This window comes from Actinoplanes lobatus (assembly GCF_014205215.1).
Taxonomy (GTDB): domain Bacteria; phylum Actinomycetota; class Actinomycetes; order Mycobacteriales; family Micromonosporaceae; genus Actinoplanes; species Actinoplanes lobatus.
On the sequence record NZ_JACHNC010000001.1, the window covers coordinates 3,966,909 to 3,990,594 of the forward strand.

Sequence of the window (23,686 nt, forward strand, 5' to 3'; positions counted from 1 at the left end):
GCGGTGGGGGCGAATGTGCACCCTCAGCACGCCGCTTCGAGAACTTGTCATACCCCCGACGTACGGTGATGGGCATGGCGCTAGACATCCCGCGACTCGACGGCCGATTCGAGGTCGTCAGCGACTACCAGCCCGCCGGTGACCAGCCGGCCGCGATCGACGACCTGGAGCGGCGGGCCCGGCGCGGCGACCGGCACACCGTCCTGCTCGGCGCCACCGGCACCGGTAAGAGCGCGACCACGGCCTGGCTCATCGAGCGGCTCCAGCGACCGGCCCTGGTGCTGGCGCCCAACAAGACGCTCTGCGCCCAGCTCGCCAAGGAGTTCCGCGAGCTGCTGCCGAACAACGCGGTGGAGTATTTCGTCAGCTACTACGACTACTACCAGCCCGAGGCGTACATCGCCCAGACCGACACCTACATCGAGAAGGACTCCTCGATCAACGAGGAGGTGGAGCGGCTGCGCCACTCCGCCACCCGGTCGCTGCTGACCCGGCGCGACACGATCGTGGTCGCGACGGTCAGCGCCATCTACGGCCTCGGCACCCCGCAGGAGTACGTCAACATGGCCGCCCGGGTCAAGGTCGGTGAGGAGATCGACCGCGACAAGCTGCTGCGCAAGCTGGTCGACATCCAGTACACCCGCAACGACATGGCCTTCCAGCGTGGCACGTTCCGGGTCCGGGGCGACACCCTGGAGATCATCCCGGCCTACGAGGAACTCGCCATCCGGATCGAGCTGTTCGGCGACGAGGTGGAGAAGCTCTACTACCTGCACCCGCTCACCGGCGACGTGATCCGCGAGGTCGACGAGCTGATCATCTTCCCGGCCACGCACTACGGCGCCGGCCCGGAGCGGATGGAGCGGGCGACCCGCGACATCGAGGCCGAGCTGGAGGAGCGGCTCGCCGAGTTCGAGCGGCAGGGCAAGCTGCTCGAGGCTCAGCGGCTGCGGATGCGGACCACCTACGACCTCGAGATGATGCGGCAGGTCGGGTTCTGCAACGGCATCGAGAACTACTCGATGCACATGGACGGCCGGACGTTCGGGGAGCCCGCCTACACCCTGCTGGACTACTTCCCCGACGACTTCGTCACCGTCATCGACGAGTCGCACGTGACGATCCCGCAGATCGGCGGGATGTACGAGGGCGACGCCTCGCGGAAACGGATCCTCATCGAGCACGGCTTCCGCCTGCCCAGCGCCGCCGACAACCGGCCCCTGCGGTTCGACGAGTTCCTCGAGCGCGTCGGCCAGATGGTGTTCCTCTCCGCCACCCCCGGCAACTGGGAGATGCAGCAGGCCCAGGGCGAGTTCGTCGAGCAGGTGATCCGCCCCACCGGCCTGGTCGACCCGCACGTCGTGGTGAAACCCACCAAGGGCCAGATCGACGACCTGATGCACGAGATCAAACTGCGGACCGAGAAGGACGAGCGGGTCCTGGTCACCACCCTCACCAAGAAGATGGCCGAGGACCTCACCGACTATCTCCTGGAGAACGGGATCCGCGTCCGGTACCTGCACTCCGAGGTGGACACGCTGCGCCGCGTCGAGCTGCTCAAGGAGCTGCGCAAGGGCGACTACGACGTGCTGGTCGGCATCAACCTGCTCCGTGAGGGCCTCGACCTGCCCGAGGTCTCGCTGGTCGCCATCCTCGACGCCGACAAGGAGGGGTTCCTGCGCAGCGGCCGGTCCCTGATCCAGACCATCGGCCGGGCCGCACGGAACGTCTCCGGCGAGGTCCACATGTATGCCGACAAGATCACGCCGTCGATGCGGGACGCCATCGACGAGACCGAGCGGCGCCGGGCCAAGCAGATCGCCCACAACGAGGCCAACGGGATCAAGCCGCAGGCGCTGCGGAAGAAGATCCACGACATCCTGGACGACATCTACCGCGAGGCCGAGGACACCGACGAGGCGGTCGGCGGGCCGATGGTCGGCGGCGCGGGCCGGCAGATGTCCCGGGGCAAGGCGCCCGTCCCGGAGACCCGGTCGAAAGGCAGGGCGGCGGCCGCTCCGGCGCGCGCGGGCATGGCCCGGGCCGAGCTGGCCCAGCTCATCCAGGACCTCAACGAGCAGATGCTGGGGGCGGCCCGGGAGTTGCAGTTCGAGCTGGCCGCCCGGATCCGCGACGAGATCCACGACCTGAAGAAGGAGCTGCGCGGCATGGACGCGGCGGGGGTGAAATAGCCCTGATCCTGGTGGTCTCCGGCTGGTGGGCCCGCCCGAAGCGAGGCAGCGTGATCCACCCGACCGGCCTAGGCTGCTGTCCATGACGGCTGTTCCCGAAGTGCCCGGTGTGATGCTGCCCGCTCCGGCCGGGCGATTCCGGGCGGTGGCGGAGGACGAGACGCCGGAGGCCGAGATCGCCGGGCTCGTCCGGCGCTGCTGGGCGGCCGACGGCGGGCTGCCGCTGGTGGTGGAGCCGTGGTTCCTGCGCGGGCGCTGGTTCGCTGCGGGGACGGTGCGGTTCGCCGTGCGGGCGGACGACGGTGCTCTGATCGGGGCGGCCGCGGTCCGGCCCGCCGCGGACGGGCCGGTGATCACCGGCCTCGTCGACCCGGCGTTCCGGGGTCGCGGCATCGGCGGCCACCTGCTGGACACCGCCCTGGCCGCAGCGCGGGCCGAGACCCTGGCCGCAGCGCGGGCCGAGACCCTCGGCCCGCGGCCCCACACGGGCGCCGATGGTGCCCTCACACCCACGGAACCGGGCGCCGCGCCCGCCGCCCTCGGCGGTGGTGGTGGTCTTTCCGGCTCGGAGGGCGGTGACGGCTCTCTCGACTCGGCGAGCGGTGGTGGTCTTTCCGGCCCGGAGGGCGGTGAGGGTTCTCCTGACTCGGCGAGCGGTGGAGATCTTCCGGGACCGGAGGGCGGTGCTGGTGGACATGACGTCACGGTGGAGAGTGAAGGGCTGACGGCCGGGGCCGGGGAGCTGTTCGTGGCCCGCGGGCTGCGGCGGTTCTTCGCCGAGGACGTGATGCGGATCGGGCTCGGGGCGGAGGCGGCGGGGCTCGGGGCGGAGGCGGCCGGGTCCGGGGCTGCGGAGGCCGCGGTGATCCGGTGGCCGGAGGGGACCGAGCTGGTCGAGTGGTCAGCCGGGACGGCCGGGCGATTCCACGCCGTGTATGCGGCGGCGTTCCGGGAGCGGCCCGGCTTTCCGGATCCGCCGGCCGCGGAGTGGATCGCGGAGAATGCGGAGGACGACGACTTCCGGCCCGCCTGGTCGCTGCTGGCCGTCCTGCCCGGTATCGGGGACGCCGGCTTCGTGACCGCGGCGGACGGCTGGATCGTGCAGGTCGGTGTCCTGCCTGTGGCCCGGGGAGTGGGTCTCGGCGGTGCGCTGGTCCGGGAGTCGCTGCGGCGGATGACCGGCGCGGGGGCGGGCGAGGCCTGGCTCTGCGTCAACGTCGACAACCCGGCCGCCGGGCTCTACCGCCGGCTCGGGTTCCAGGAGCACGGGCGCCGGGCCCGGTACCGGCGGCCCGGGCTCGACCCGGATCACGACTTCTTCACCGGCTGACGCGACCACACCACGCACCGAACGGCACCCGGGCGTGCCGGCGATCAGTGGCGACCGCGAAGAACGTCGATCAGTGTGACTTCGAGAACCATGTCGGCAAGCGTCCCAAACACACCGGATCGTCGGTGTACCAGTCTGTCGTAGCCGCTGGACTGCGAGGATTTCCGCAGGTCAGGGCGTAGTCTGAGGGGGCGGTCAGCGGCGGGGTCCGAGGACGCCAGAACAGCCTGGATGAGTGGTTTGGCCGCGAGCTGTGCCACTCCCTGTCCTCCCGGTGTGCCGATCGCGCCTCGGATGCGCAACAATGGCTGCTGTGGGAGGGGAGTATTCCCCCGCTCCGGTCTCGTCAACACGGAACGCCTCTCGGGGCGGGCCCGGGGCCGGTGGTCACGGACCGTGCGTGGTTCGTGGCGGAAGAGACCTCCGACAGTCGCACGTCGCTGTTCTCGCTCCGGTCAGGGGTGGGTGCAGCGACGACCCGTGTCTGCCGGAGGTCCTCGTTGAACGTTTCCGCCTGGGTCTGGGTCGCCACCCTGGTCGCCCTCGTCGCTGTGCTAGCCGTCGATCTGCTCATCATCGGCCGCCGGCCACACGAGCCCAGCATGAAGGAAGCGGGAGGCTGGGTCGCGTTCTACGTCGGCCTCGCCGTGCTCTTCGGCATCGGGCTCTGGCTGGCCGCGGGCGGGCAGGCGGCCGGTGAGTTCTACACCGGCTGGCTCACCGAGTATTCGCTGAGCGTCGACAACCTGTTCGTCTTCGTGATCATCATGGCCCGCTTCGCGGTCCCGCGGCACCTGCAACAGAAGGTGCTGCTGATCGGCATCGTGCTGGCGCTCGTCATGCGTGGCGCGTTCATCGCCGCCGGCGCCGCCCTGATCTCGCAGTTCTCCTGGGTCTTCTACATCTTCGGCGCCTTCCTCGTCTACACCGCGATCACGCTGGTCAAGGGCGGGGAGAACGACGAGGACGACTTCAAGGAGAACATCCTGATCCGCTGGGCGAAGCGGGCGCTGCCGCTCTCCTCGTCCTTCGGCGACGGCCGGTTCAGCCTCGTCACCGAGGCCGGCAAGCGGCTGTTCACCCCGATGCTCATCGTGATGATCGCGATCGGCACCACCGACCTGATCTTCGCGCTCGACTCGATCCCGGCGATCTTCGGCATCACGAAGGAGCCGTACCTCGTCTTCACCGCGAACGTGTTCGCGCTGATGGGCCTGCGCCAGCTGTACTTCCTGCTCGGCGGCCTGCTCGAGCGTCTCGTCTACCTCAACATCGGTCTCGCCGTGGTGCTCGCCTTCATCGGCGTGAAGCTGGTCCTCGAGGCCCTGCACACGAACAACCTGCCGTTCCTGCACGGCGGTCAGCCCTTCCACTGGGCTCCGGAGATCCCGATCTGGCTCTCCCTGCTGGTCATCCTCGGCACCCTGGCTGTCGCCACGGTCGCCAGCCTGGCCAAATCCTCCCGCGACCGGAAACGGGAACTGATCACCGCCGAGCGCTGACGACCCGATCAACCCACGCGAGGCCCGAGCGACCCTGTCGCCCGGGCCTCGCCCTTTGCGCCTTGGCAGCCCGGATCACACGGAAGGCCCCGTGAGAGCGGCCGGGCCGGGGTCCGCACTCGGCAAGAGTGTGAGAAGGCGCGAGCGGTGGGGCGGTTCGGAGTGCGCGGGGGGAGTGCTCCGGGGGTACCCCGACGGGTTTTGAAGAGAGCGAGAGAAGCGCTCAGGGCGACGGTGATCCATCGCCACGCAAGGTCTTGGGCGGGGGACGGCCCACGGAGGGACCAAGCCTGACCGCCCGGAGGGGGCCGTCCCCCGCCCAAAACCGTCCCAGGGTGACGGAACCCCAGGAAGAGCGGCGGCGAAAGAAGGGGCGGCAAGGAAAGAGCCCGCCCCGAAGGGCGGGCTCTTCACCGAAAGCGGGCGCTTACTGGTGCTTGCGGCGGGCCGCGGCGCGACCGCGGGCCGTCTGGTCGAGGACGACCTTGCGGATGCGGACCGCGGCCGGGGTGACCTCGACGCACTCGTCCTCGCGGCAGAACTCCAGGGACTGCTCCAGGGACAGCTTGCGCGGCGGGATCACCTTCTCGGTGTTGTCCGCGCTGGCCGCACGCATGTTGGTGAGTTTCTTCTCCTTGGTGATGTTGACGTCCATGTCGTCGTCACGGGAGTTCTCACCGACGATCATGCCTTCGTACACCTCGGTGGCGGGCTCGACGAAGAGCTGCCCGCGTTCCTGGATGTTGATCATCGCGAAGGCGGTGACAGCGCCGGCCCGGTCGGCCACGAGGGAGCCGTTCTGGCGGGTGCGCAGCTCGCCGAACCACGGCTCGTAGGCCTCGAACAGGTGGTGCATGATGCCGGTGCCGCGGGTCTCGGTGAGGAACTCGGTCCGGAAGCCGATCAGGCCACGGGCAGGGACGAGCCACTCCATGCGGAGCCAGCCGGTGCCGTGGTTGATCAGCTCCTCCATGCGGCCCTTGCGGGTGGAGAGCAGCTGGGTGATGGCGCCCATGTACTCGTCGGGGGCGTCGATGGTGAGGCGCTCGACCGGCTCGTGGACCTTGCCGTTGATGGTCTTGGTGACGACCTGCGGCTTGCCCACGGTGAGCTCGTAGTTCTCCCGGCGCATCTGCTCGACCAGGATGGCGAGGGCCAGCTCGCCACGGCCCTGGACCTCCCACGCGTCGGGACGGTCGGTCGGCAGGACGCGCAGCGACACGTTGCCGATGAGCTCCTTGTCGAGGCGGTCCTTGACCATGCGGGCGGTGACCTTGGCGCCCTTGACCTTGCCGACCATCGGCGACGTGTTGGTGCCGATGACCATCGAGATGGCCGGCTCGTCGACGGTGATCAGGGGGAGCGGGATCGGGTTCTCCGCGTCGGCGAGGGTCTCACCGATCATGATCTCGGGGATGCCGGCGAGGGCGATGATGTCGCCGGGGCCGGCGCTCTCGGCGGGCTTGCGCTCCAGGCCCTCGGTGACGAGCAGCTCGGAGATGCGCACGTTGCTGATGGTGCCGTCGGTCTTGCACCAGGCGACGGTCTGGCCCTTGCGGATGGTGCCCTCGTGGACGCGGCAGAGCGCGAGACGGCCGAGGAACGGCGAGGCGTCGAGGTTGACGACGTGCGCCTGCAGCGGGGCGTCCTCATGGAACTTCGGCGCCGGGATGGTGTCGAGGATGGTGCTGAACAGCACGTCGAGGGAGTCGCTGTCCTCGGGGACGGTGCCGTCCTTGGGCTGGGTCAGCGAGGCGATGCCGTCGCGGGCGCAGGCGTAGACGATCGGGAACTCGATCTGGTGCTCGTCGGCGTCGAGGTCGAGGAAGAGCTCGTACGTCTCGTCGACGACCTCCTTGATCCGCGCGTCCGGCCGGTCCACCTTGTTGATGATCAGGATGATCGGCAGCTTGGCGGCCAGGGCCTTGCGCAGCACGAAGCGGGTCTGCGGCAGCGGGCCCTCGGAGGCGTCCACCAACAGGGCGACGCCGTCGACCATGGTCAGGCCGCGCTCGACCTCACCGCCGAAGTCGGCGTGGCCGGGGGTGTCGATGATGTTGATGGTGACGGCTTCGCCCTCGGCGGGCTGGTAGCTGATCGCCGTGTTCTTGGCGAGAATGGTGATGCCCTTTTCCCGCTCCAGGTCCATGGAGTCCATGACGCGGTCGGCCATCTCGCCACGCGCGTGGGACTGGCTGCCCTGGCGCAGCATGGCGTCGACCAGGGTGGTTTTGCCATGGTCGACGTGAGCGATGATGGCGACGTTGCGTAGGTCGGTGCGGGTCTGCATGAGGTCCATTGTTCCCGGCTCAGGTTGCCGATCGTGACACGGGGTCAAGACCCGAATCTTGTGGTCTTCTGTCCGTTTTTCAGTCTCCCGAGATCATCTGATCACTGTTAACGTCCTTCATCGATGTATCACGGGGGAAGGTCTGCATCGATGAAAAAACGCATCAACCTGGTCGCGGCGGTCACGGCGCTGGTCGTGACGGCGGGCTGCGGACTGGCCGGTGCCAGCGAGAACGGGAACGATCCGGTGGGCGCACCGCCGGTGTCGGTGGCGCCCGCCACAACCGAGCCGGTGATCGAGGAGACGACGGCCGCGCCGGTGGAGACCACGACGAAGCCGAAGCCGACGAAGAAGGCCACCAAGTCGCCGACGGCCAGTGCGAGCCCGGTCCAGACGGACTGGAGTCAGGTTCCGGACTGTTTCAGCTACGAGGGCAAGAACATCTCCAAGGCCAAGGCCAAGGCGGCTCTCAAGAAGGCGTCCGGCCGGATCTACTGGCGCACCGAGGCGCCCCAGCTGAAGCTCAACTTCACCCTGGTCAAGGCGGTGTCCTGGCAGGAGAGCGGCTGGCAGAGCGCGATCAAGAACTGTGACGAGGGCTTCGGTCTCATGCAGGTGATGCCGGACACGCTGGACCATATGAACCAGCGGTTCGGCCTGGACTATGACGCGAACGGGAACTATCAGGACAACGCGTACGCCGGGGCGAACTACCTGGCCTGGCTGACCCGGTACTTCGGGGACAACTACTTCAAGGAGAGTTACGACCTGAGCCCCTCGAAGTGCAAGAGCCACTCCAGTTGGTGTCTGCTGAACGTGGTCATCTCGGGCTACAACGCGGGCTACGGCACGGTGGACTCGGCGGCGAAGAGCAAGACGCTGCCCAATCCGGATTACGTCGACTCGGTGCGCTCGCTCATGGCCGACTGCCCCTGCGACAAGTACTGAGGTCAGGCGGGATACACTGGGGGACGTTCCCCGAGACCTCAATTTGGTGCCAACCACGGCGTTCAAGTACTGTCTCGGGGTTGTCGTGTGTCGTTGATGCTGGCGAGCTGCGTTTGTTTCGGCCCGTGCAGCTCACCCAAAGGAGCCCTACTCAATGCCGCCCAAGAAGAAGACTCATGAGGTAACCCTCGCGCTTGAGGCGGGTAACGCCGCGATGGTCGACCTCGGTAAGATGCTCGGCCCGACCGGCGCCAACATGCGTGCCGTCAAGGTCGAGTACGACGAGGCCACCGCGAAGAACCGGGGCGAGATCATCCCGGTCATCGTGTCGGTCTACGAGGACCGCAGCCACACGCTGGCCTACAAGACGCCGCCGACCAGCTTCCTCATCCGGAAGTCCCTGGGCATTCAGTCCGGCGCCGCCAACCCGCTCACCACGACCGTCGGCACGCTCAGTGCCCAGCAGGTCAAGGAGATCGCCGAGCGCAAGCTGGTCGACCTCAACGCGAACGACCTCGATGCCGCGATCAAGATCGTGTCCGGCACCGCCCGTTCCATGGGTGTGAAGGTCGCTTCCTGAAGTAGCTTGATGAGAACGGGCCCCGGTGATCACCGGGGCCCGTTCTTCTTTGGTGCGATCACCTCGTCGATCAGGCCGTACTCCAGGGCCTCGGCGGCGCTCAGGCTCCGGCCGGCGGACAGGTCGTCCTCGATCCGGCTGCGCGGCTTCCCGGTGATCCCGGCCAGCCGGACCACCACCTCCTCCAGCTCACGCAGGTGCTGCCCGGCCGCGGCGGCCACCTCGTCGGCCGTGCCGGTGACCCCGGCGGCCCGCGGCTCGGCGAGTTTGAACCGGGCGTGCCGGTACGCCGACCGCTGATCCGCCGCCGCAAGGATCGCCAGCACCGCCCCGCCCGCCTCCGAGGTGACCAGGGCGTGCACCGGAGCGGACAGTGAGTCGATCACGTCGATCACCGCGAGTGCCGCGCCCAGCTCCCCACCCGGGGTGGCCACGTGCAGCTGGATCGCCTCCGGACCGGCCGCGTCGAGGGTCAGCAGGGCGGCCGCGATCCCGGTCGCCGTCTCGCCGGTCAGCCGGCCGCGAAGCATCACGATCCGTTGTTCGAAGAGCCGCTCCTCGAGCCAACCGGGGAAGCCGGCCTGCTGCGGCGGCCATTCGGGCGGCTGATTCGGCTGCGGGAACAGGGACATCGGCACCTCCGGTCGTCGCGGGGTAGGCCCAGCGTATCCAGGGAGCCGTGGTTCTTCGGGGAAGAGCCACCACCGATGTCCCGGCAATGAGACAACAAGGTTGTGGGTGATGTCGTCTTATATCACAGCGAACGGACCCAGGTGCTCCGCCGGGGCTCCCGCGACGGCTCCACCCTGATCCACAAACGGGCCACCGGACTCGGCGCCGCCCGGCGCATCGAGCGGGAACGGGCCGTGCTGCTCCGGCTCGCCGGCGTCCCCGGAGTGCCCAGGCTCGCCGACCATCAGTCCCGCCAGTTGCTCGTGCTGGAGGACGACGCGGCCTTTCCGGTCCCGCGGCCGATGCCCGTACCCGAGCTTCTGACGATCGGTCGAAGCCTGGCGGCGACGCTCGCCGCCGTGCACCGCGCCGGGGTGGTCCATCGCGACGTCACGCCGGCCAACGTCGTCCTGCCACCCCACGGGCCGGCCCTGCTCATCGACTTCGACCTGGCGCTGGCCGGGGCGGTGGAGGCGGACGAGGCGGGCGGCCCGGTCGGAACGCTCGGCTTCCTGGCCCCGGAGCAGACCGGGCGGATCGGCCCGGCGGTCGATCCCCGCGCCGACCTGTACGGCCTGGGCGCCACCCTCTACACGCTGGCGGTGGGCGAGCCGCCGTTCACCGGCGACGACGCCCTGGAGCTGATCCGCGAGACCCTGGTGGAGCCGCCGCCCGTGCCCGCCGGGCTGCCACCACGTCTCCGCGACATCATCATGCGCCTGCTGGAGAAGGACCCGGCGAACCGCTACCAGAGCGCCGAGGGGCTGCTCCACGATCTGACCCGCTGCCGGGACGATCCCGATGCTGGCTGGCCGCTGGGCGAGCGGGACTTCCCGGCCCGTTTCGTGCCGCCGGCCGCCCTCATCGGCCGGGACCGGGAGGTGCACCTGCTCACCTCGGCGCTGGACCGGGCGCTCACCGAGGGCGGCCGGCCCGTGCTGATCACCGGGCCGTCCGGGATCGGCAAGAGCGCCCTCACCCGCAGCCTGCGGCCGGCGGTCACGGCACGCGGCGGCTGGTTCGCCGCCGGGCGGTTCGAAGAGTTCCGGACCGGTACGACCAGCGGCGGCATCACCCGGGCGCTGCGAAGCCTGATCCGTTGCATCCTCGCCGAACCCGAACCCGAGGTGGCGGCGGACCGCGCGCGGATCGTCGAGGCGCTCGGCCCCAACGCCGTGGTCGCGGTCAACGCGATCCCGGAGATGGCCGATCTGCTCGGCGTCCCGGGCGGGCCGTCCACGTCCGATCCGTCGACCGCCCAGGGCCGGACCGCGGCCGCCGCCCTCGCCCTGATCCGGGCGCTCGCCGCCGGGCACCGGATCGTGATCGTCCTCGAGGATCTCCAGTGGGCCACCGCCGGGACGCACCGGGTCCTGGACGCGATCGTGAACGCCGGGCCGATCCCCGGTCTGCTGTTGGTCGCCACCTACCGGGACGAGGGGCGGCCGCTCGCGGCGCTGCTCGACCGCTGGCAGCGTGACGGTGCGACGGAACCGGTGATCCGGGTCGGCGGACTGGACCGCGAGGGGGCCGCCCGGCTGATCGGCACCGTGCTCCGGATACCCCCGGAGGCCGCGTCCGTGCCGGCCGGGCTGATCGAGGCGGGCGCCGCCGGCAATCCGTTCGCCACGGTCGAGGTGCTCAACGCCCTCCGCGCCGAGGGCCTGCTGCGCCCGGTAACGGACGGCTGGCGGTGGGAAGCGGACGCGATCCGTGACTTCGTCCGCTGCCACGGGGTGCCGCAGCTGCTGGCGGCCCGGATGGATCAGCAGGCGGGCGGGACGCGCCGGATCCTGGCGGCGCTCGCCTGCCTCGGCGGTGACGTCGGTACCGGCTTCCTGGCCATCGCGACCGGGACGTCCGAGGCGGACCTGGCCGCGCGCCTGGCCCCGGCGGTCACCGACGGCCTGATCCTGCTCGCCGACGGCACCGTCCGGTTCCGGCACGACCTGGTACGGCAGGCCGCCCGGGACTGCCTGGCGCCCGGCGACCGGGACCGCCTCCAGCTGAGCATGGCCCGCGAACTGTCCCGGCGGGAGCGGTACCGGCAGGAGGCGGCCGAGCAGTACCTGCCGGTGGTGGACCTGGTGGACGCGCCGGACGAGCGGCGGGCCGCCGCCGGCCTGCTGCACGGCGCCGCGCAACGGACGATGAAGATGACCAACTACCAGGTCTCCGTCGAGTTGCTCGCCGCCGCCGAGCGGCTCCTGGGCCCGGGGGCGGAGGAGCGGGACGCCGTCACCGTGGCCCGGCACACCGCGCTCTACTGCCTGGGCCGGCTCGACGAGGCCGACGAGGTGTACCGGGAGCTGGCCGCCCGGTCCCCGGATCTGCTCGCGCTCGCCGCCGCCACCGCGAACCAGGTCAACAGCCTGACCCAGCGAGGACACATCCGGAAGGCGTACGCCCTCGGCGCGGACCTGCTGCGCCGGTTCGGCATCGACTCCCCGGACGACCCCGGTCCCGTGGTCCACCGGGAGGCGGCCGACCTGCGGGACTGCGCCGCCGATCTGAGCCGTGCCGCGGAGACCGACGATCCCCGGGTGCTCGCGGCGGGCCGGATCCTCAACCGGCTGCTCGCGCCGGCGTACGTGCTGGGCCCGCTGCAACACACGTGGGTGCTGCTCCAGGTCCTGGGGCTGTGGCGGCGTGCGGGGCTGTGCCCGCCGGTGGTCGGCTCGCTCGGCGCGGTGATCTGCGCGACGATCCACCTGTTCGACGACTACCGCACCGGTCACCGGCTGAGCCGGTACGTCGTCGAGGCCGGACGGGAGCACGGCTATCAGGCGGAGACCGCGATCGCCCGGTACATGCACCTCTTCGTGGCCGCGCACTGGTTCGAACCGCTGGAGGACATCGCCGAGGCCGGCCAGGACGCCCGCGAGGAACTGCTGACCGCCGGGGACGTCCAGGTCGCCGCCATGCTCTCGGCCCGTCTGGTGGCCGTGCTGCTGGAGACCGCAGACTCGCTGGAGACGGTCGCCGAGGAGATCGACGCCTCGGTGGCGTTCGCCGAACGCACCGGCAACCGGATCGCGGCCCTGTCGCTGACCGAATGCCGGGCGCTGGTGCGGGTGCTGCGCGGCCGGGAGCCGGGCGCCGAACCGGACGGATCCCCCACCTTCCCGGTGGCGCTGGCCATCCACCACGTCAACCGGGCCCTCGCCGCGCTGATGTGCCAGGACGACGAGGAACTGGACCGGCACGCCGCCGGGGCGATGGAGCACTGCGAGGCGGTTCGCGGGCTCTACACCTGGGCGCTGGCCCGGGTGGTGCGCGGGATCGCCCTGGCCGCCCGGGTCCGGTACGGCGACACCGGCGTCGCCGCCGAGCTCGGCACGATCCGCGACTGGATCGCCCGGCGGGCCGCCGACTCGCCCCGCAACTTCCGGCCGCTGCTGCGCCTGGTCGACGCCGAACGGTGCTGGGCGCTGGGCGATCCCGACGGCGCGGCCCGCGAGTTCGACGCCGGCCTGCACGAGGTGGCCGGCCGGCCGTGGCACCGGGCCGTGCTCGCCCAGCGGGCGGCCCGGTTCCACCTCGACCGGGGGTTCGCACACGCCGGGCGGCAACTGCTGACCGAGGCACGCGACACCTACCGTCAGTGGGGTGCGGAGGGGCCGCTGCGAAGGCTGGAGGCCGAACACCCGTTCCTGCGCGCGGAACGGGTGAGCGACTCCGGCCACGGGGCCGGGGCCGACCGGATCGACCTCATGGCGATCCTGCGGGCCTCCCGCGCGCTGAGCTCGGCCATCACGCTGGCCGACCTGGAGGCGCAGGTCGGGGACGTGCTCAGCGCCATGACCGGGGCCACCCGGGTGCAGCTGGTGCTTCGTCACCCCGAGACGCGGGATCCGCGGCCGGTGCCGGCGACCGCGGTCCGGTACGTGACCCGGACCCGCCGCCCGCTGCTGGTGGCGGACGCGACCCAGGACGACCGGTTCGCGCGGGACCCGTACGTCGCCGGACTCGACCACTGCTCCCTGCTGGCGATGCCCATCCCGAGCCGGACCGTCGACGTCGCCGTCCTGATGCTGGAGAACCACCGGCAGGGCGGCGTGTTCTCCACCGACCGCCTGGAGACGGTGGAGCTGATCGCCGGGCAGCTGGCGGTCTCGCTGGACAACGCGCTGCTCTACGACTCGCTGGAGGACACCGTACGGGTCCGGACCTCCGACCTGGAGGCCGCGAACCAGCTCAAGGCCGACCTGATCGGCATGCTCGGCCACGAGATCAACAACCCGCTCGCGGCGATCCTCGGCGGCCTCGACCTGGTCCTCGACGAGGAGGAGCTGCCGGAGTCCGTCCACCACTCCCTCATCCGGGTGCACCGGACCACCCGGCGGCTCGCCGCCATCGTCCAGGAGGTCCTCGACCTGGTCAGCCTCGACGCCGGCCGGCTCGTCGCGGCGCCCGTCCCGGTCCGGGTCGCCGAGCACGTCGAGGCGGCCCTGGTCGTCGCCGGCGCCGGCCACGTCCCGGTGACGTGCCCGCCGGACCTGGTCGCCGTGGTGCAGCCGAGCCACCTCGACCAGATCCTGACCAACCTGGTCAGCAACGCCGCCAAGTACGGCGGTGGCGCCACCGCCGTCGTGGCCCGGGCGGACACCGCGGTCGTGACGATCGAGGTCCGCGACGAGGGGCCGGGCGTGCCGCCGGCGTTCCGGGACCGGCTCTTCGACCGGTTCGCCCGTGCCGAGCCGACCGCGGGGAAGGTGCCGGGCACCGGTCTGGGGCTCTACATCGTCCGGGAGTTGGCCCGCGCCAACCATGGGGACGTCCACTACCGGCCCGGCCCCGATGGAGGATCGAGCTTCGAGGTGACCCTCATGCAACCTGAGGGAGGTGGGAGCCGTCAGGGAGGCGTGAGAGCGAAGGAGGGGCTCGTGTGAAGAACGAGCGTGATGAGCAATTCCACCAGTTCGTGGTCAGCCGGAGGGCCGCGCTGGTGCGTACGGCGACTCTGCTCACGGCCGGCGACGCCCACTTGGCCGAGGACCTCGTCCAGTCCACGCTGACGAAGCTGTACGTCGCCTGGCCGGCGTTCCAGCGTGCCGACAACCCGGACGGCTACGTCCGGAGGGCGCTGGTCAACGCACTGACCGACGAGCGGCGGCGGTGGTGGCGGCGCAGTGAGCGGCCGATGGCCGAGGTACCGGACCGGGCGGCCGCCGAGCATGCCGGTGACGTCTCCGACGGGCTGCGCGCGGCCCTGCGGGAGCTGCCACCACGGATGCGGGCGGCACTGGTGTTCCGCTACTTCTACGACCTCGATGTCGCCGACACCGCCGATGCCCTCGGGTGCTCCGAGGGGACGGTGAAGAGCCAGACCGCCCGGGCACTCGACCGGCTCCGGACCGTGCTCGGCCCCAATCCCTCCTTGGCACTGCTCTGATCAGGAGAAATTGACATGATGAACCTCCACGACGGGCTGGCGCGGATCGCCGGCCCGGACGCCGAGCCGACCCCGGAGCAGGTCGCCGCCGACCTGGCCCGCGGCCGGACCGCGCTGCGCCGCCGCCGTACCGTGCAGGCCGCCGGCGGCTCCGTCTTCATGGCCGCCGCGCTGGCCGCCGTGATCGTCGCCGGCTCCGGCCTCGCCTCCGGCCCGTCCGCCCCGGAGGCCGCCGGCGAACGGCCGTCCGCCAGTTCCCCGGCGACCGGGCCCACCGCGCTGGTCGCCTACCAGGGCGAGCAGCCGAAGGGCTTCACCCTGGACAAGGTCCCCGAGGGCTGGGTGCTCCAGGGCGCCGACGAGTACGGCATCACCATCGCCCCGAAGGGCATCCCGGACGTGGTGCCGTCCGACGCGCCGCCGGGCGTTCCGAACAACGACCCGCACAGCTTCGAGGGCAAGATCATGGCCCAGCTCCAGGAGTTCGGGCCCGGCGAGGACATCGCGAACGGCAAGAAGCTGACCATCAACGGCAAGGAGGCCGTGCTCACCAAGATGCTCGACCAGACCACCGGTCACGCCCTGTTCGTGAACCTGGGCGAGAACCGCTGGATGATCGTCCAGGTGTGGGACGGCCTGGGCTGGGGTGAGCAGCAGGTCGTCGAGTTCGCCGCCGGCATCCACGTCGACGACAGCGCCAAGGTCACCCACGGATAGGTGACCGGCCGGGCGCGCGTCACCAGCCGCGCGCCCGCCACTCCTGGAGGTCCGGGCGTTCCGCGCCGAGTGTCGAGTCCTTGCCGTGGCCCGGGTAGAACCAGGTGGCGTCACCGAACCGGCCGAACACCCGGGCCTCCAGATCGTCCATGATCTTGTGGTGGTTCTCCGGGTTCGTCGTCCGCCCATGACCTCCGGGGAACAGGCTGTCGCCGGTGAAGAGATGCTCGCCCCGGTAGGACAGCACGATCGAACCGGGCGTGTGCCCCACCACGTGGATCACGTCGAGCGTGTGCCCACCCACCTCGACGGTGTCGCCGTCGAGCAGTGTCCGGGTCACCACCGGGATCCCGGCGGCGTCGTCGGCGTGCGCCAGCGACTCGGCGCCGGTGGCCTTCACCACCTCCTCCAGCGCCTGCCAGTGGTCGGCGTGCCGGTGGGTGGTCACCACGGCGCGCAGCCCGGCCGGGCCGATCAGGGCCAGCAGCGTCCCGGCGTCGTTGGCCGCGTCGATCAGCAGCTGCTCGCCGGTCGCCGCACGCAGCAGGTAGGCGTTGTTGTCCATCGCGCCGACCGACACCTTGGTCAGGGTCAGGCCGTCGCCCAGGTCACGGACCGCCGGCTCGCCGCCGGTCACCACGTCGCCGGTGTACTCGGAACTCATCTCCACCTCGCGGGCTCGGGTAGCTCGCCGTCCGGCGAGACCGTCAGATCGGCGCCGTCCGCCCGGCCGATCAGCCAGGCGGCCAGCGCCCTGGTCGGGCCGCCGACGACCGGGCCCGCACCGGAGCCGATCACCAGCGGGTGCTCCAGGCCGAACGGGCGCAGCACCATGTCCGGCGAGCCGGCCGGCGGATCGGTGACGATCGCCCGCAGCAGGCGCAGCGCGAACGCGTCCGGCCAGTCGGCCGGGGTGTAGCCGCGGCCCAGGTCGATCCGGTGCACCTCCACCTCGCACAACCGCAGCCAGGGAACCGCGGCGGCGCTCTTCGCCAGCGGCAGCCGGGTCGTCCAGGCGGCCGCCGGCATCGCGGCCGCCGCGTCGGCGAACCGTTCGTGCGCGGCCCGCAGATCCGCCAGCTGCTCGGCCACCGGACGTGCCGCGCCCGCCTCGATGCCCGCCGTCCGGTCCTCCGCAGACGCGTACGCCGGTGTCTCCACCCCGGTCCGGGCCCAGGTCAACAGGTTGGTCAGGGCGTCCGCGTTGCGCGCCAGATGGGTCAGCACATGCCCGACCGTCCAGCCCGGCAGCAGCGACGGTGCGCCCATCTCGCCGTCGGCCAGCGAACCCGACGCACGCAGCAGCGCCTCGGTGGCGTCCTCCACGTCCGTCATCAACACCAGCGGATCCATGGTCACAGCCCGACCTTACCGGTGCCGCGCCCGCCGCCACGGAATTCGCTTTCGCCGCGCTGACCAGCGCCGTACCGTCGTGGCAGACGCGCTGATCGATCGAACCCAGCGGAGGAGGTGAGGACCGTGCGTTTCACCGTTGCCGCGTCCCTTCACCCGGGGGCCTTCGCCTGATCCCCAGGCACCGCCGACCCCCAAGACCGTAAAGGGTTTCCATGTCGTACCCCCTGTCCCAGCTCGGCTGGGACGACCACTTCGTATCCACCTTCCGGCGTTTCGACCGGCCCGACTCCGAACCCGGGCGTGTCCTGCGGGCCGACCGTGGCGTGTGCACCGTGCTGACCGCCACCGGGGTGACCCGGGCCACCCTCGGCGGGGGCGTGCTGCTCGACGCCGCCCGCGACCCCGCCACCCTGCCCTGTTCCGGCGACTGGGTGGTGCTGCGCCGATGGCCCGACCGGCGGACCACCCTCGAGCTGGTGCTGCCCCGCCGCACCACACTGATCCGCCGCACCGCCGACAAGGACGCGTCCGGCCAGGTCCTCGCCGCGAACATGGACACCATCGCGGTCGTCGAACCGATCCATCCGGAGCCCGACGACGCCCGCGTCGAGCGCCTGCTCGCCCTGGCCTGGGAGTCCGGGGCCGATCCGCTGCTGGTGCTCACCAAGAGCGACACCAGCGCCGACCCCGGCGCGATAGCCCGCCAGCTCGGCGCCCTCGCGCCCGGCGTGCCGGTGCTGCCGGTCAGCGTCCAGCGCGGCGAGGGCCTCGACCGGCTGCGCGAACACGTCGGCCCGGGCCGCACGCTCGCCCTCCTCGGCCGGTCCGGCGCCGGCAAGTCGACCCTGGCGAACGCGCTGGCCGGCGCCACCGTCATGCCGGTCCAGGAGATCCGCGACGCGGACGGCAAAGGCCGCCACACCACCGCCTACCGCAACCTGATCACCGTGCCCGGCGGCGGCGCCGTCATCGACACGCCCGGCATCCGGGGCGTCGGCCTCCTCGACACCGGCGGCGGCCTCGACCGCGCCTTCGCCGACGTGACCGGCCTGGCCGGGCGCTGCCGCTTCGACGACTGCCGCCACGAGCGGGAGCCGGGCTGCGCCGTCCAGGCAGCCCTCGCCGACGGCTCCCTGCCACCGCGCCGCCTGGCCAGCTGGCGCAAACTCCGCCGCGAGGTCGAGGTGGAGAGCGGGCGCCGCTCGGTGCGCCTGGCCCGCCAGCGCCGCGCCTCCACACCCCCGAGCTCCCGCCGCCTTTAAGACAAGATCAACATCATCTTCTTGTACGGGTCTGCGGAGCGCTGCCCTACCGGATGATCTCGCTGCCCACTCCAGGCCGTCCCCCGCCGCCGGGCGAGCGGATCTCGCCCGGCACCCGTCCCGGCCACGGAACGGCCACCCCGAGCCGGACACCGGCGCGCTCAACACCCCCGCAAAACGCCGCCGGTGTCGAGGCAAGTGATTCCCCGCCGCCAGCGGGGTTTGCTGGCGGCGGGGAATCACCTGCCTCGACACCGGTTACAAGGCGTTTTGCCGCGGAGCGAAGCGGAGCCATGCAGCAAAGCCCGGCGGGCGCGGCACGGGCGGGACCGGCGGCGCGCTCGCGGGTAGGGCGGAACTGTCACGATTCTGTGATGACGTCCCACCGCGTACAAAAGCGTGGTCTTGATCTTTGTTTTTGAGAGTAAGCGCACGTCATGGCCGGAGTGGCGGCGTTGGGAGGGGCGGTCTCGGCTCTGGCACAATTCGGCCGGTGCGTGCGGCGGATGGGATGACCGGAGAGCAGGCGGCGGCGGTCGTGGAGGAGCCGGCGGCGAGCCCGGGTGGTGAGCGGGACGCTCGCTGGCGGCTCGTCGACCTGTGGATCGCGCTGGGGTTCCTGGCGCTGGCCGTGCTCGTGGTGATCCAGTTGTGGATCGACCCGAACGGGCGGGTGCTCGCCGGCAACGACGACGATCACGGGATCTTCCTGTTCATGCTGGCCCACGCCGAGCGGGTGATCTTCGACGGGGCGCCGCTGTTCTTCGAGGACCGGTTCAACGTGCCGGTCGGTGTGAACATGATGGCGAACACGTCCATCCTGGCGCTGGCGTTGCCGCTGGCGCCGGTCACGCACTTCCTGGGCGGCGGGGTGACCGTCGCCCTGCTGATCACTCTCGGTCTCGGCGGGACGGCCTTTGCCTGGTACTGGGTGCTCAGCCGGCATCTGGTGCGCAGCCGGCTCGCGGCCTGGACCGGTGGTGTCTGGTGCGGCTTCGCCCCGGCCATGGTCTCGCACGCGAACGGGCACGTGAACTTCGTCAGCAACTACGTGCTGCCGTTCATCGTCTGGCAGGTGCTGCGCCTGCGGGAGCCGGGCCGGGTGTGGCGGGGCGGGATCGTTCTCGGTCTGCTGATCGTGTTGCAGATCTTCATCAACGAGGAGGCGCTGCTCTTCGCGGCGCTCACCCTGGGGATCTTCGCGGGCTCCTGGGCGCTGATGGCGCGGGACGAGGCCCGGCTGGTGTGGCGACGTTTCGCGGCCGGGCTCGGGGTGGCCGCGCTGACCTCCGGCGTGCTGGCCGGCTACCCGCTCTGGTACCAGTTCTTCGCCCGTGGCAACTATCACGGGCAGCCGTTCGAGCCGACCGCCTACGTCACGGACCTGGCCTCGCTGGGCGCCTTCGCCCGGCAGTCGCTGGCCGGTCTGGGCGTGGTGACCCGGCGACTGAGCGTGAGTGCGACCGAGGACAACACGTTCTTCGGCCTGTTCGGCCTCGTGATGATCATCGTGGCGATGGTGATGCTGTGGCGGTCGGTGGCGCTGCGGGCCGCCGCGATCGCCGGGCTCGCGCTGCTGGTCATGTCGCTCGGCCCGCAGCTTCGGGTGCTCGGTTTCAAGACCGTGATCCCGCTGCCGTTCGCGCTGGTCAGCCACGTGCCGGTGATCGACCTGGTGAGCGTGACCCGGTTCGCCATGGTGCCGGCCACGGTCGCCGGCATCCTGCTGGCCTTCGCGGCGGACCGGATCGGGTCGTACCCGCCGGAGCGCCGCCGCCGGTTCTGGATCGGCATGACCCTCGCCCTGGTGCCGCTGTTCCCCAAGCCGCTGCCGGTGGTGCAGGGCGACCCGATGCCGGCGTTCCTCACCGAGGGGATCTGGCGGCAGTACGTACCGGAGGGGAAGACGCTGGTCACCGTCCCGCTGCCGGACGTGACGACCGGGCGGACCGGGCAGCGCTGGGCGGCCCTCAACAATCTGGACTACGCGACGCCGCGCGGCTACTTCATGGGCCCGGCCAACGCGCCGTCGGACGACACCGGCTCCTGGTCGGCCCCGCACCGCTACACCTCGGAGCTGCTCTGGAGCGTCCGGGAGTACGGCTACCTGCCGGTCCTGACCGACGCCGACCGCCTGCGGATCCGGGGTGACCTCGATTACTGGCGCGCCGCCGTGGTGGTGCTGGTGCCGGACAGCAGGAATGGTGACCTGCTGCGATCGGTTCTGGTTGACGTGCTCGGCGCGCCGCAGTTGGTGGGCGGCGTCGAGATCTGGCGGGTTAACTCGTAAGAGTGAGCGGGTGTGTTCCGGAAATTGTCATACCCCGTCGCTAGAGTGTCTGCTCGACTCATACACCTGTACGGGTTCGATCGATCCTGAATGCGGAAAGGCTGGCCGTGGCCGACCGACTGACAATCCGTGGCGCCCGCGAACACAACCTGCGTGACGTCAACCTCGACCTGCCCCGCGACGCCATGATCGTCTTCACCGGCCTCTCCGGTTCGGGCAAGTCGAGCCTCGCCTTCGACACGATCTTCGCCGAGGGCCAGCGGCGCTATGTGGAGTCCCTGTCGTCGTACGCGCGGCAGTTCCTCGGCCAGATGGACAAGCCGGACGTCGACTTCATCGAGGGTCTGTCCCCGGCCGTCTCGATCGACCAGAAGTCGACGTCGCGCAACCCGCGTTCGACCGTGGGCACGATCACCGAGGTCTACGACTACCTGCGCCTGCTCTTCGCGCGGACCGGCATCCCGCACTGTCCGGTCTGCAAGGAGCGGATCAGCAAGCAGACCCCGCAGCAGATCGTCGACCGGGTCCTCGCCATGGCCGAGGGGACCCGGTTCATGGTGCTGGCCCCGGTGGTCCGCGGCCGCAAGGGGGAGTACGTCGACCTCTTCGCCGAACTCCAGTCCAAGGGCTACGCGCGGGCCCGGGTCGACGGCGTGGTGCATCCGCTGACCGAGCCGCCGAAGCTGAAGAAGCAGGAGAAGCACACCATCGAGGTGGTGATCGACCGGCTCAGCGTGAAGGCGTCCAGCAAGCAGCGCCTTACCGACTCGGTCGAGGCCGCGCTCGGGCTGGCCGGCGGCATCCTGGTGCTCGACTTCGTCGACCTGCCGGAGGACGACCCGGAGCGGGAGCGCCGCTTCTCCGAGCATCTGGCCTGCCCCAACGACCATCCGCTCGCCATCGAGGACCTGGAGCCACGGGTCTTCTCCTTCAACGCGCCGTACGGTGCCTGCCCCGAGTGCTCCGGCCTCGGGACGAAGAAGGAGGTCGACCCCGAGCTGATCATCCCGGACGTGGAGAAGAGCCTCAGCGAGGGCGCCGTCCAGCCGTGGGCCGGCGGCACCACCCAGGAGTATTTCCTGCGCCTGCTGGAGGCCCTGGCGGGCGCCGAGAGCTTCAGCCTCGACACACCCTGGCGGGCGCTGCCCAGCCGGGTGCAGAAGATCGTGCTGTACGGCGCCGACGACCAGGTCCACGTGCGGTACAGGAACAAGTACGGCCGCGAGCGCTCCTACTACACCGGCTTCGAGGGCGTGGTGCAGTGGATCGAGCGGCGGCACAACGACACCGAGAGCGACTGGTCGCGCGAGAAGTACGAGGGGTACATGCGCGACGTCCCCTGCTCGGTCTGCGGCGGGGCCCGGCTCAAGCCCGAGGTGCTGGCCGTGACGGTGGCCGGCAAGAGCATCGCCGAGGTGTGCAACCTGTCCGTGGGCGAGTGTGCCGAGCTGCTGTCCGGCCTGGAGCTCGACGACCGGCAGAAGATGATCGCCGAGCGGGTGCTCAAGGAGATCAACGCGCGGCTGCGGTTCCTGGTCGACGTGGGTCTGGACTACCTGTCGCTGGACCGCGGCGCGGGGACCCTCTCCGGCGGCGAGGCGCAGCGCATCCGGCTCGCCACCCAGATCGGCTCCGGCCTGGTCGGCGTGCTGTACGTGCTGGACGAGCCGTCCATCGGCCTGCACCAACGGGACAACCACCGCCTCATCGAGACCCTGGTGCGGCTGCGCAACCTGGGCAACACGCTGATCGTGGTGGAGCACGACGAGGACACCATCCGGACCGCGGACTGGATCGTCGACATCGGGCCGGGCGCCGGCGAGCACGGCGGGCAGATCGTGCACAGCGGCACCGTCGAGGGTCTGCTGGCCAACGAGAAGTCGCCGACGGGGGCCTACCTGTCCGGCCGGAAGTCGATCCCGCTGCCGGCCACCCGGCGGCCGCAGACGCCCGGGCGCGAGGTCGTGGTGCACGGCGCCCGCGAGCACAACCTGCGCAACCTGACCGTGCCGTTCCCGCTGGGCCAGTTCATCGCGGTCACCGGGGTCAGCGGTTCGGGCAAGTCGACGCTGGTCAACGACATCCTGCACACCGTCATGGCGAACCAGATCAACAAGGCCCGGCAGGTGCCCGGGCGGCACACCCGGGTCACCGGCCTGGAGCACGTGGACAAGGTCGTCGGGGTGGACCAGTCGCCGATCGGGCGGACGCCACGGTCGAACCCGGCCACCTACACGGGGGTGTTCGACCACGTCCGCAAGCTGTTCGCGGAGACCACCGAGGCCAAGGTGCGGGGGTACGGTCCGGGCCGGTTCTCCTTCAACGTGAAGGGCGGCCGCTGCGAGAACTGCTCCGGCGACGGCACCATCAAGATCGAGATGAACTTCCTGCCGGACGTGTACGTCCCCTGCGAGGTCTGCAAGGGCGCGCGGTACAACCGGGAGACCCTGGAGGTGCACTACAAGGGCAAGACCGTCTCCGAGGTGCTGAACATGCCGATCGAGGAGGCCGCGGAGTTCTTCTCGGCGCTCCCGGCGATCCACCGGCACCTGCGGACGCTGGTCGACGTCGGCCTCGGCTACGTGCGCCTGGGCCAGCCCGCCACCACCCTGTCCGGCGGTGAGGCCCAGCGTGTCAAGCTCGCCTCCGAGCTCCAGAAACGCTCCACCGGCCGGACGGTCTACGTGCTCGACGAGCCGACCACCGGCCTGCACTTCGAGGACATCCGCAAGCTCCTGATCGTGCTCAACGGCCTGGTCGACAAGGGCAACACGGTGATCACCATCGAGCACAACCTGGACGTCATCAAGACGGCGGACTGGCTGATCGACATGGGCCCGGAGGGCGGTCACAAGGGCGGCCTGGTGCTGGCCGCCGGCACCCCGGAGGAACTGGCCGAGGTGCCGGAGAGCCACACCGGGCAGTTCCTGCGGCACATGCTCGGGCTCACCGGCGAGGGGCGGGGCTCGGCGGCCGCGACCGGCCGGGCCGCGAAGGCGAACGGGTCCACCGCCGCCCCGCGGGCGCGCGCCACCCGGTCCCGGGCGAAGGCCACCGCCTGATTTAGAAACTTCTTAGACGACTCTCAGCTACCGCACCCGGTTGGTCTCCTAAGGTCTCCGGGTGCGGCGCTGTTTGTCGACACCAGGCAA

Annotated in this window: 15 protein-coding genes; 11 read left to right on the plus strand and 4 right to left on the minus strand. The window is 70.7% G+C overall.

Annotated elements, in window-relative coordinates; translation table 11 throughout:
- The first annotated feature begins 74 nt into the window (after nucleotides 1-74).
- From uvrB to BJ964_RS18635, 3 genes are all read left to right on the plus strand, one after another.
- Nucleotides 75-2,192 carry an excinuclease ABC subunit UvrB gene (gene uvrB, locus BJ964_RS18625; protein WP_188121845.1) on the plus strand — a complete coding sequence of 706 codons (2,118 nt, stop codon included), beginning with the start codon at nucleotides 75-77 and terminating at the stop codon, nucleotides 2,190-2,192.
- Nucleotides 2,193-2,274: 82 nt separating this feature from the next.
- Nucleotides 2,275-3,522 (plus strand): GNAT family N-acetyltransferase, encoded by a 1,248-nt coding sequence (locus BJ964_RS18630; RefSeq protein WP_188121846.1) that lies wholly within the window; start codon nucleotides 2,275-2,277, stop codon nucleotides 3,520-3,522.
- A 500-nt stretch (nucleotides 3,523-4,022) separates the two neighbouring features.
- Nucleotides 4,023-5,024 carry a TerC family protein gene (locus tag BJ964_RS18635; protein ID WP_188121847.1) on the plus strand — a complete coding sequence of 334 codons (1,002 nt, stop codon included), beginning with the start codon at nucleotides 4,023-4,025 and terminating at the stop codon, nucleotides 5,022-5,024.
- Nucleotides 5,025-5,451: 427 nt separating this feature from the next.
- Here BJ964_RS18635 and typA read toward each other — a convergent pair whose 3' ends face one another.
- Entirely contained in the window at nucleotides 5,452-7,314 is a 1,863-nt protein-coding gene (gene typA / locus BJ964_RS18640; protein ID WP_188121848.1) for a translational GTPase TypA, read from the minus strand.
- A 150-nt stretch (nucleotides 7,315-7,464) separates the two neighbouring features.
- Here typA and BJ964_RS18645 point away from each other — a divergent pair, with 150 nt between their 5' ends.
- Both BJ964_RS18645 and BJ964_RS18650 read left to right on the plus strand, forming a co-directional pair.
- Nucleotides 7,465-8,262, plus strand: coding sequence for a lytic transglycosylase domain-containing protein (locus BJ964_RS18645; protein ID WP_188121849.1), 798 nt, complete (start codon nucleotides 7,465-7,467; stop codon nucleotides 8,260-8,262).
- Nucleotides 8,263-8,416: 154 nt separating this feature from the next.
- Nucleotides 8,417-8,842 (plus strand): uL11 family ribosomal protein, encoded by a 426-nt coding sequence (locus tag BJ964_RS18650; RefSeq protein ID WP_109602971.1) that lies wholly within the window; start codon nucleotides 8,417-8,419, stop codon nucleotides 8,840-8,842.
- Nucleotides 8,843-8,871: 29 nt separating this feature from the next.
- On the opposite strand, the gene BJ964_RS18655 is transcribed toward BJ964_RS18650, so the two are convergent.
- A complete protein-coding gene (locus BJ964_RS18655) occupies nucleotides 8,872-9,474 on the minus strand; it encodes a ClpP family protease (protein ID WP_188121850.1) in 603 nt (200 codons plus the stop codon).
- Nucleotides 9,475-9,576: 102 nt separating this feature from the next.
- On the opposite strand from BJ964_RS18655, the gene BJ964_RS18660 reads away from it, so the two are divergent.
- Genes BJ964_RS18660 through BJ964_RS18670 form a run of 3 tightly spaced genes read left to right on the plus strand, consistent with a single transcriptional unit; the run spans nucleotide 9,577 to nucleotide 15,626 of the window.
- The gene (locus tag BJ964_RS18660; RefSeq protein WP_188121851.1) at nucleotides 9,577-14,406 is read left to right on the plus strand and encodes a sensor histidine kinase; all 4,830 of its coding nucleotides are present in this window, start codon (nucleotides 9,577-9,579) and stop codon (nucleotides 14,404-14,406) included.
- Nucleotides 14,403-14,909 (plus strand): SigE family RNA polymerase sigma factor, encoded by a 507-nt coding sequence (locus BJ964_RS18665; protein WP_188121852.1) that lies wholly within the window; start codon nucleotides 14,403-14,405, stop codon nucleotides 14,907-14,909. The genes BJ964_RS18660 and BJ964_RS18665 overlap by 4 nt, the downstream gene beginning before the upstream one ends.
- A gap of 15 nt (nucleotides 14,910-14,924) precedes the next feature.
- Nucleotides 14,925-15,626: a hypothetical protein gene (locus tag BJ964_RS18670; RefSeq protein WP_188121853.1), complete on the plus strand. Its 702-nt coding sequence runs from the start codon at nucleotides 14,925-14,927 to the stop codon at nucleotides 15,624-15,626.
- A 19-nt stretch (nucleotides 15,627-15,645) separates the two neighbouring features.
- Here BJ964_RS18670 and BJ964_RS18675 read toward each other — a convergent pair whose 3' ends face one another.
- A complete protein-coding gene (locus BJ964_RS18675) occupies nucleotides 15,646-16,290 on the minus strand; it encodes an MBL fold metallo-hydrolase (protein ID WP_188121854.1) in 645 nt (214 codons plus the stop codon).
- Entirely contained in the window at nucleotides 16,287-16,985 is a 699-nt protein-coding gene (locus tag BJ964_RS18680) for a maleylpyruvate isomerase family mycothiol-dependent enzyme (protein ID WP_188121855.1), read from the minus strand. Before BJ964_RS18680 ends, BJ964_RS18675 begins: the two co-directional genes overlap by 4 nt.
- Before the next feature lie 209 nt (nucleotides 16,986-17,194).
- On the opposite strand from BJ964_RS18680, the gene rsgA reads away from it, so the two are divergent.
- From rsgA to uvrA, 3 genes are all read left to right on the plus strand, one after another.
- Nucleotides 17,195-18,244 (plus strand): ribosome small subunit-dependent GTPase A, encoded by a 1,050-nt coding sequence (gene rsgA / locus BJ964_RS18685; protein ID WP_188121856.1) that lies wholly within the window; start codon nucleotides 17,195-17,197, stop codon nucleotides 18,242-18,244.
- 493 nt (nucleotides 18,245-18,737) lie between these two features.
- Nucleotides 18,738-20,534: a hypothetical protein gene (locus BJ964_RS18690; RefSeq protein ID WP_229807061.1), complete on the plus strand. Its 1,797-nt coding sequence runs from the start codon at nucleotides 18,738-18,740 to the stop codon at nucleotides 20,532-20,534.
- Between the two features lie 107 nt (nucleotides 20,535-20,641).
- Nucleotides 20,642-23,596 (plus strand): excinuclease ABC subunit UvrA, encoded by a 2,955-nt coding sequence (gene uvrA / locus BJ964_RS18695; RefSeq protein ID WP_188121857.1) that lies wholly within the window; start codon nucleotides 20,642-20,644, stop codon nucleotides 23,594-23,596.
- The last annotated feature ends 90 nt before the right edge of the window (nucleotides 23,597-23,686 follow it).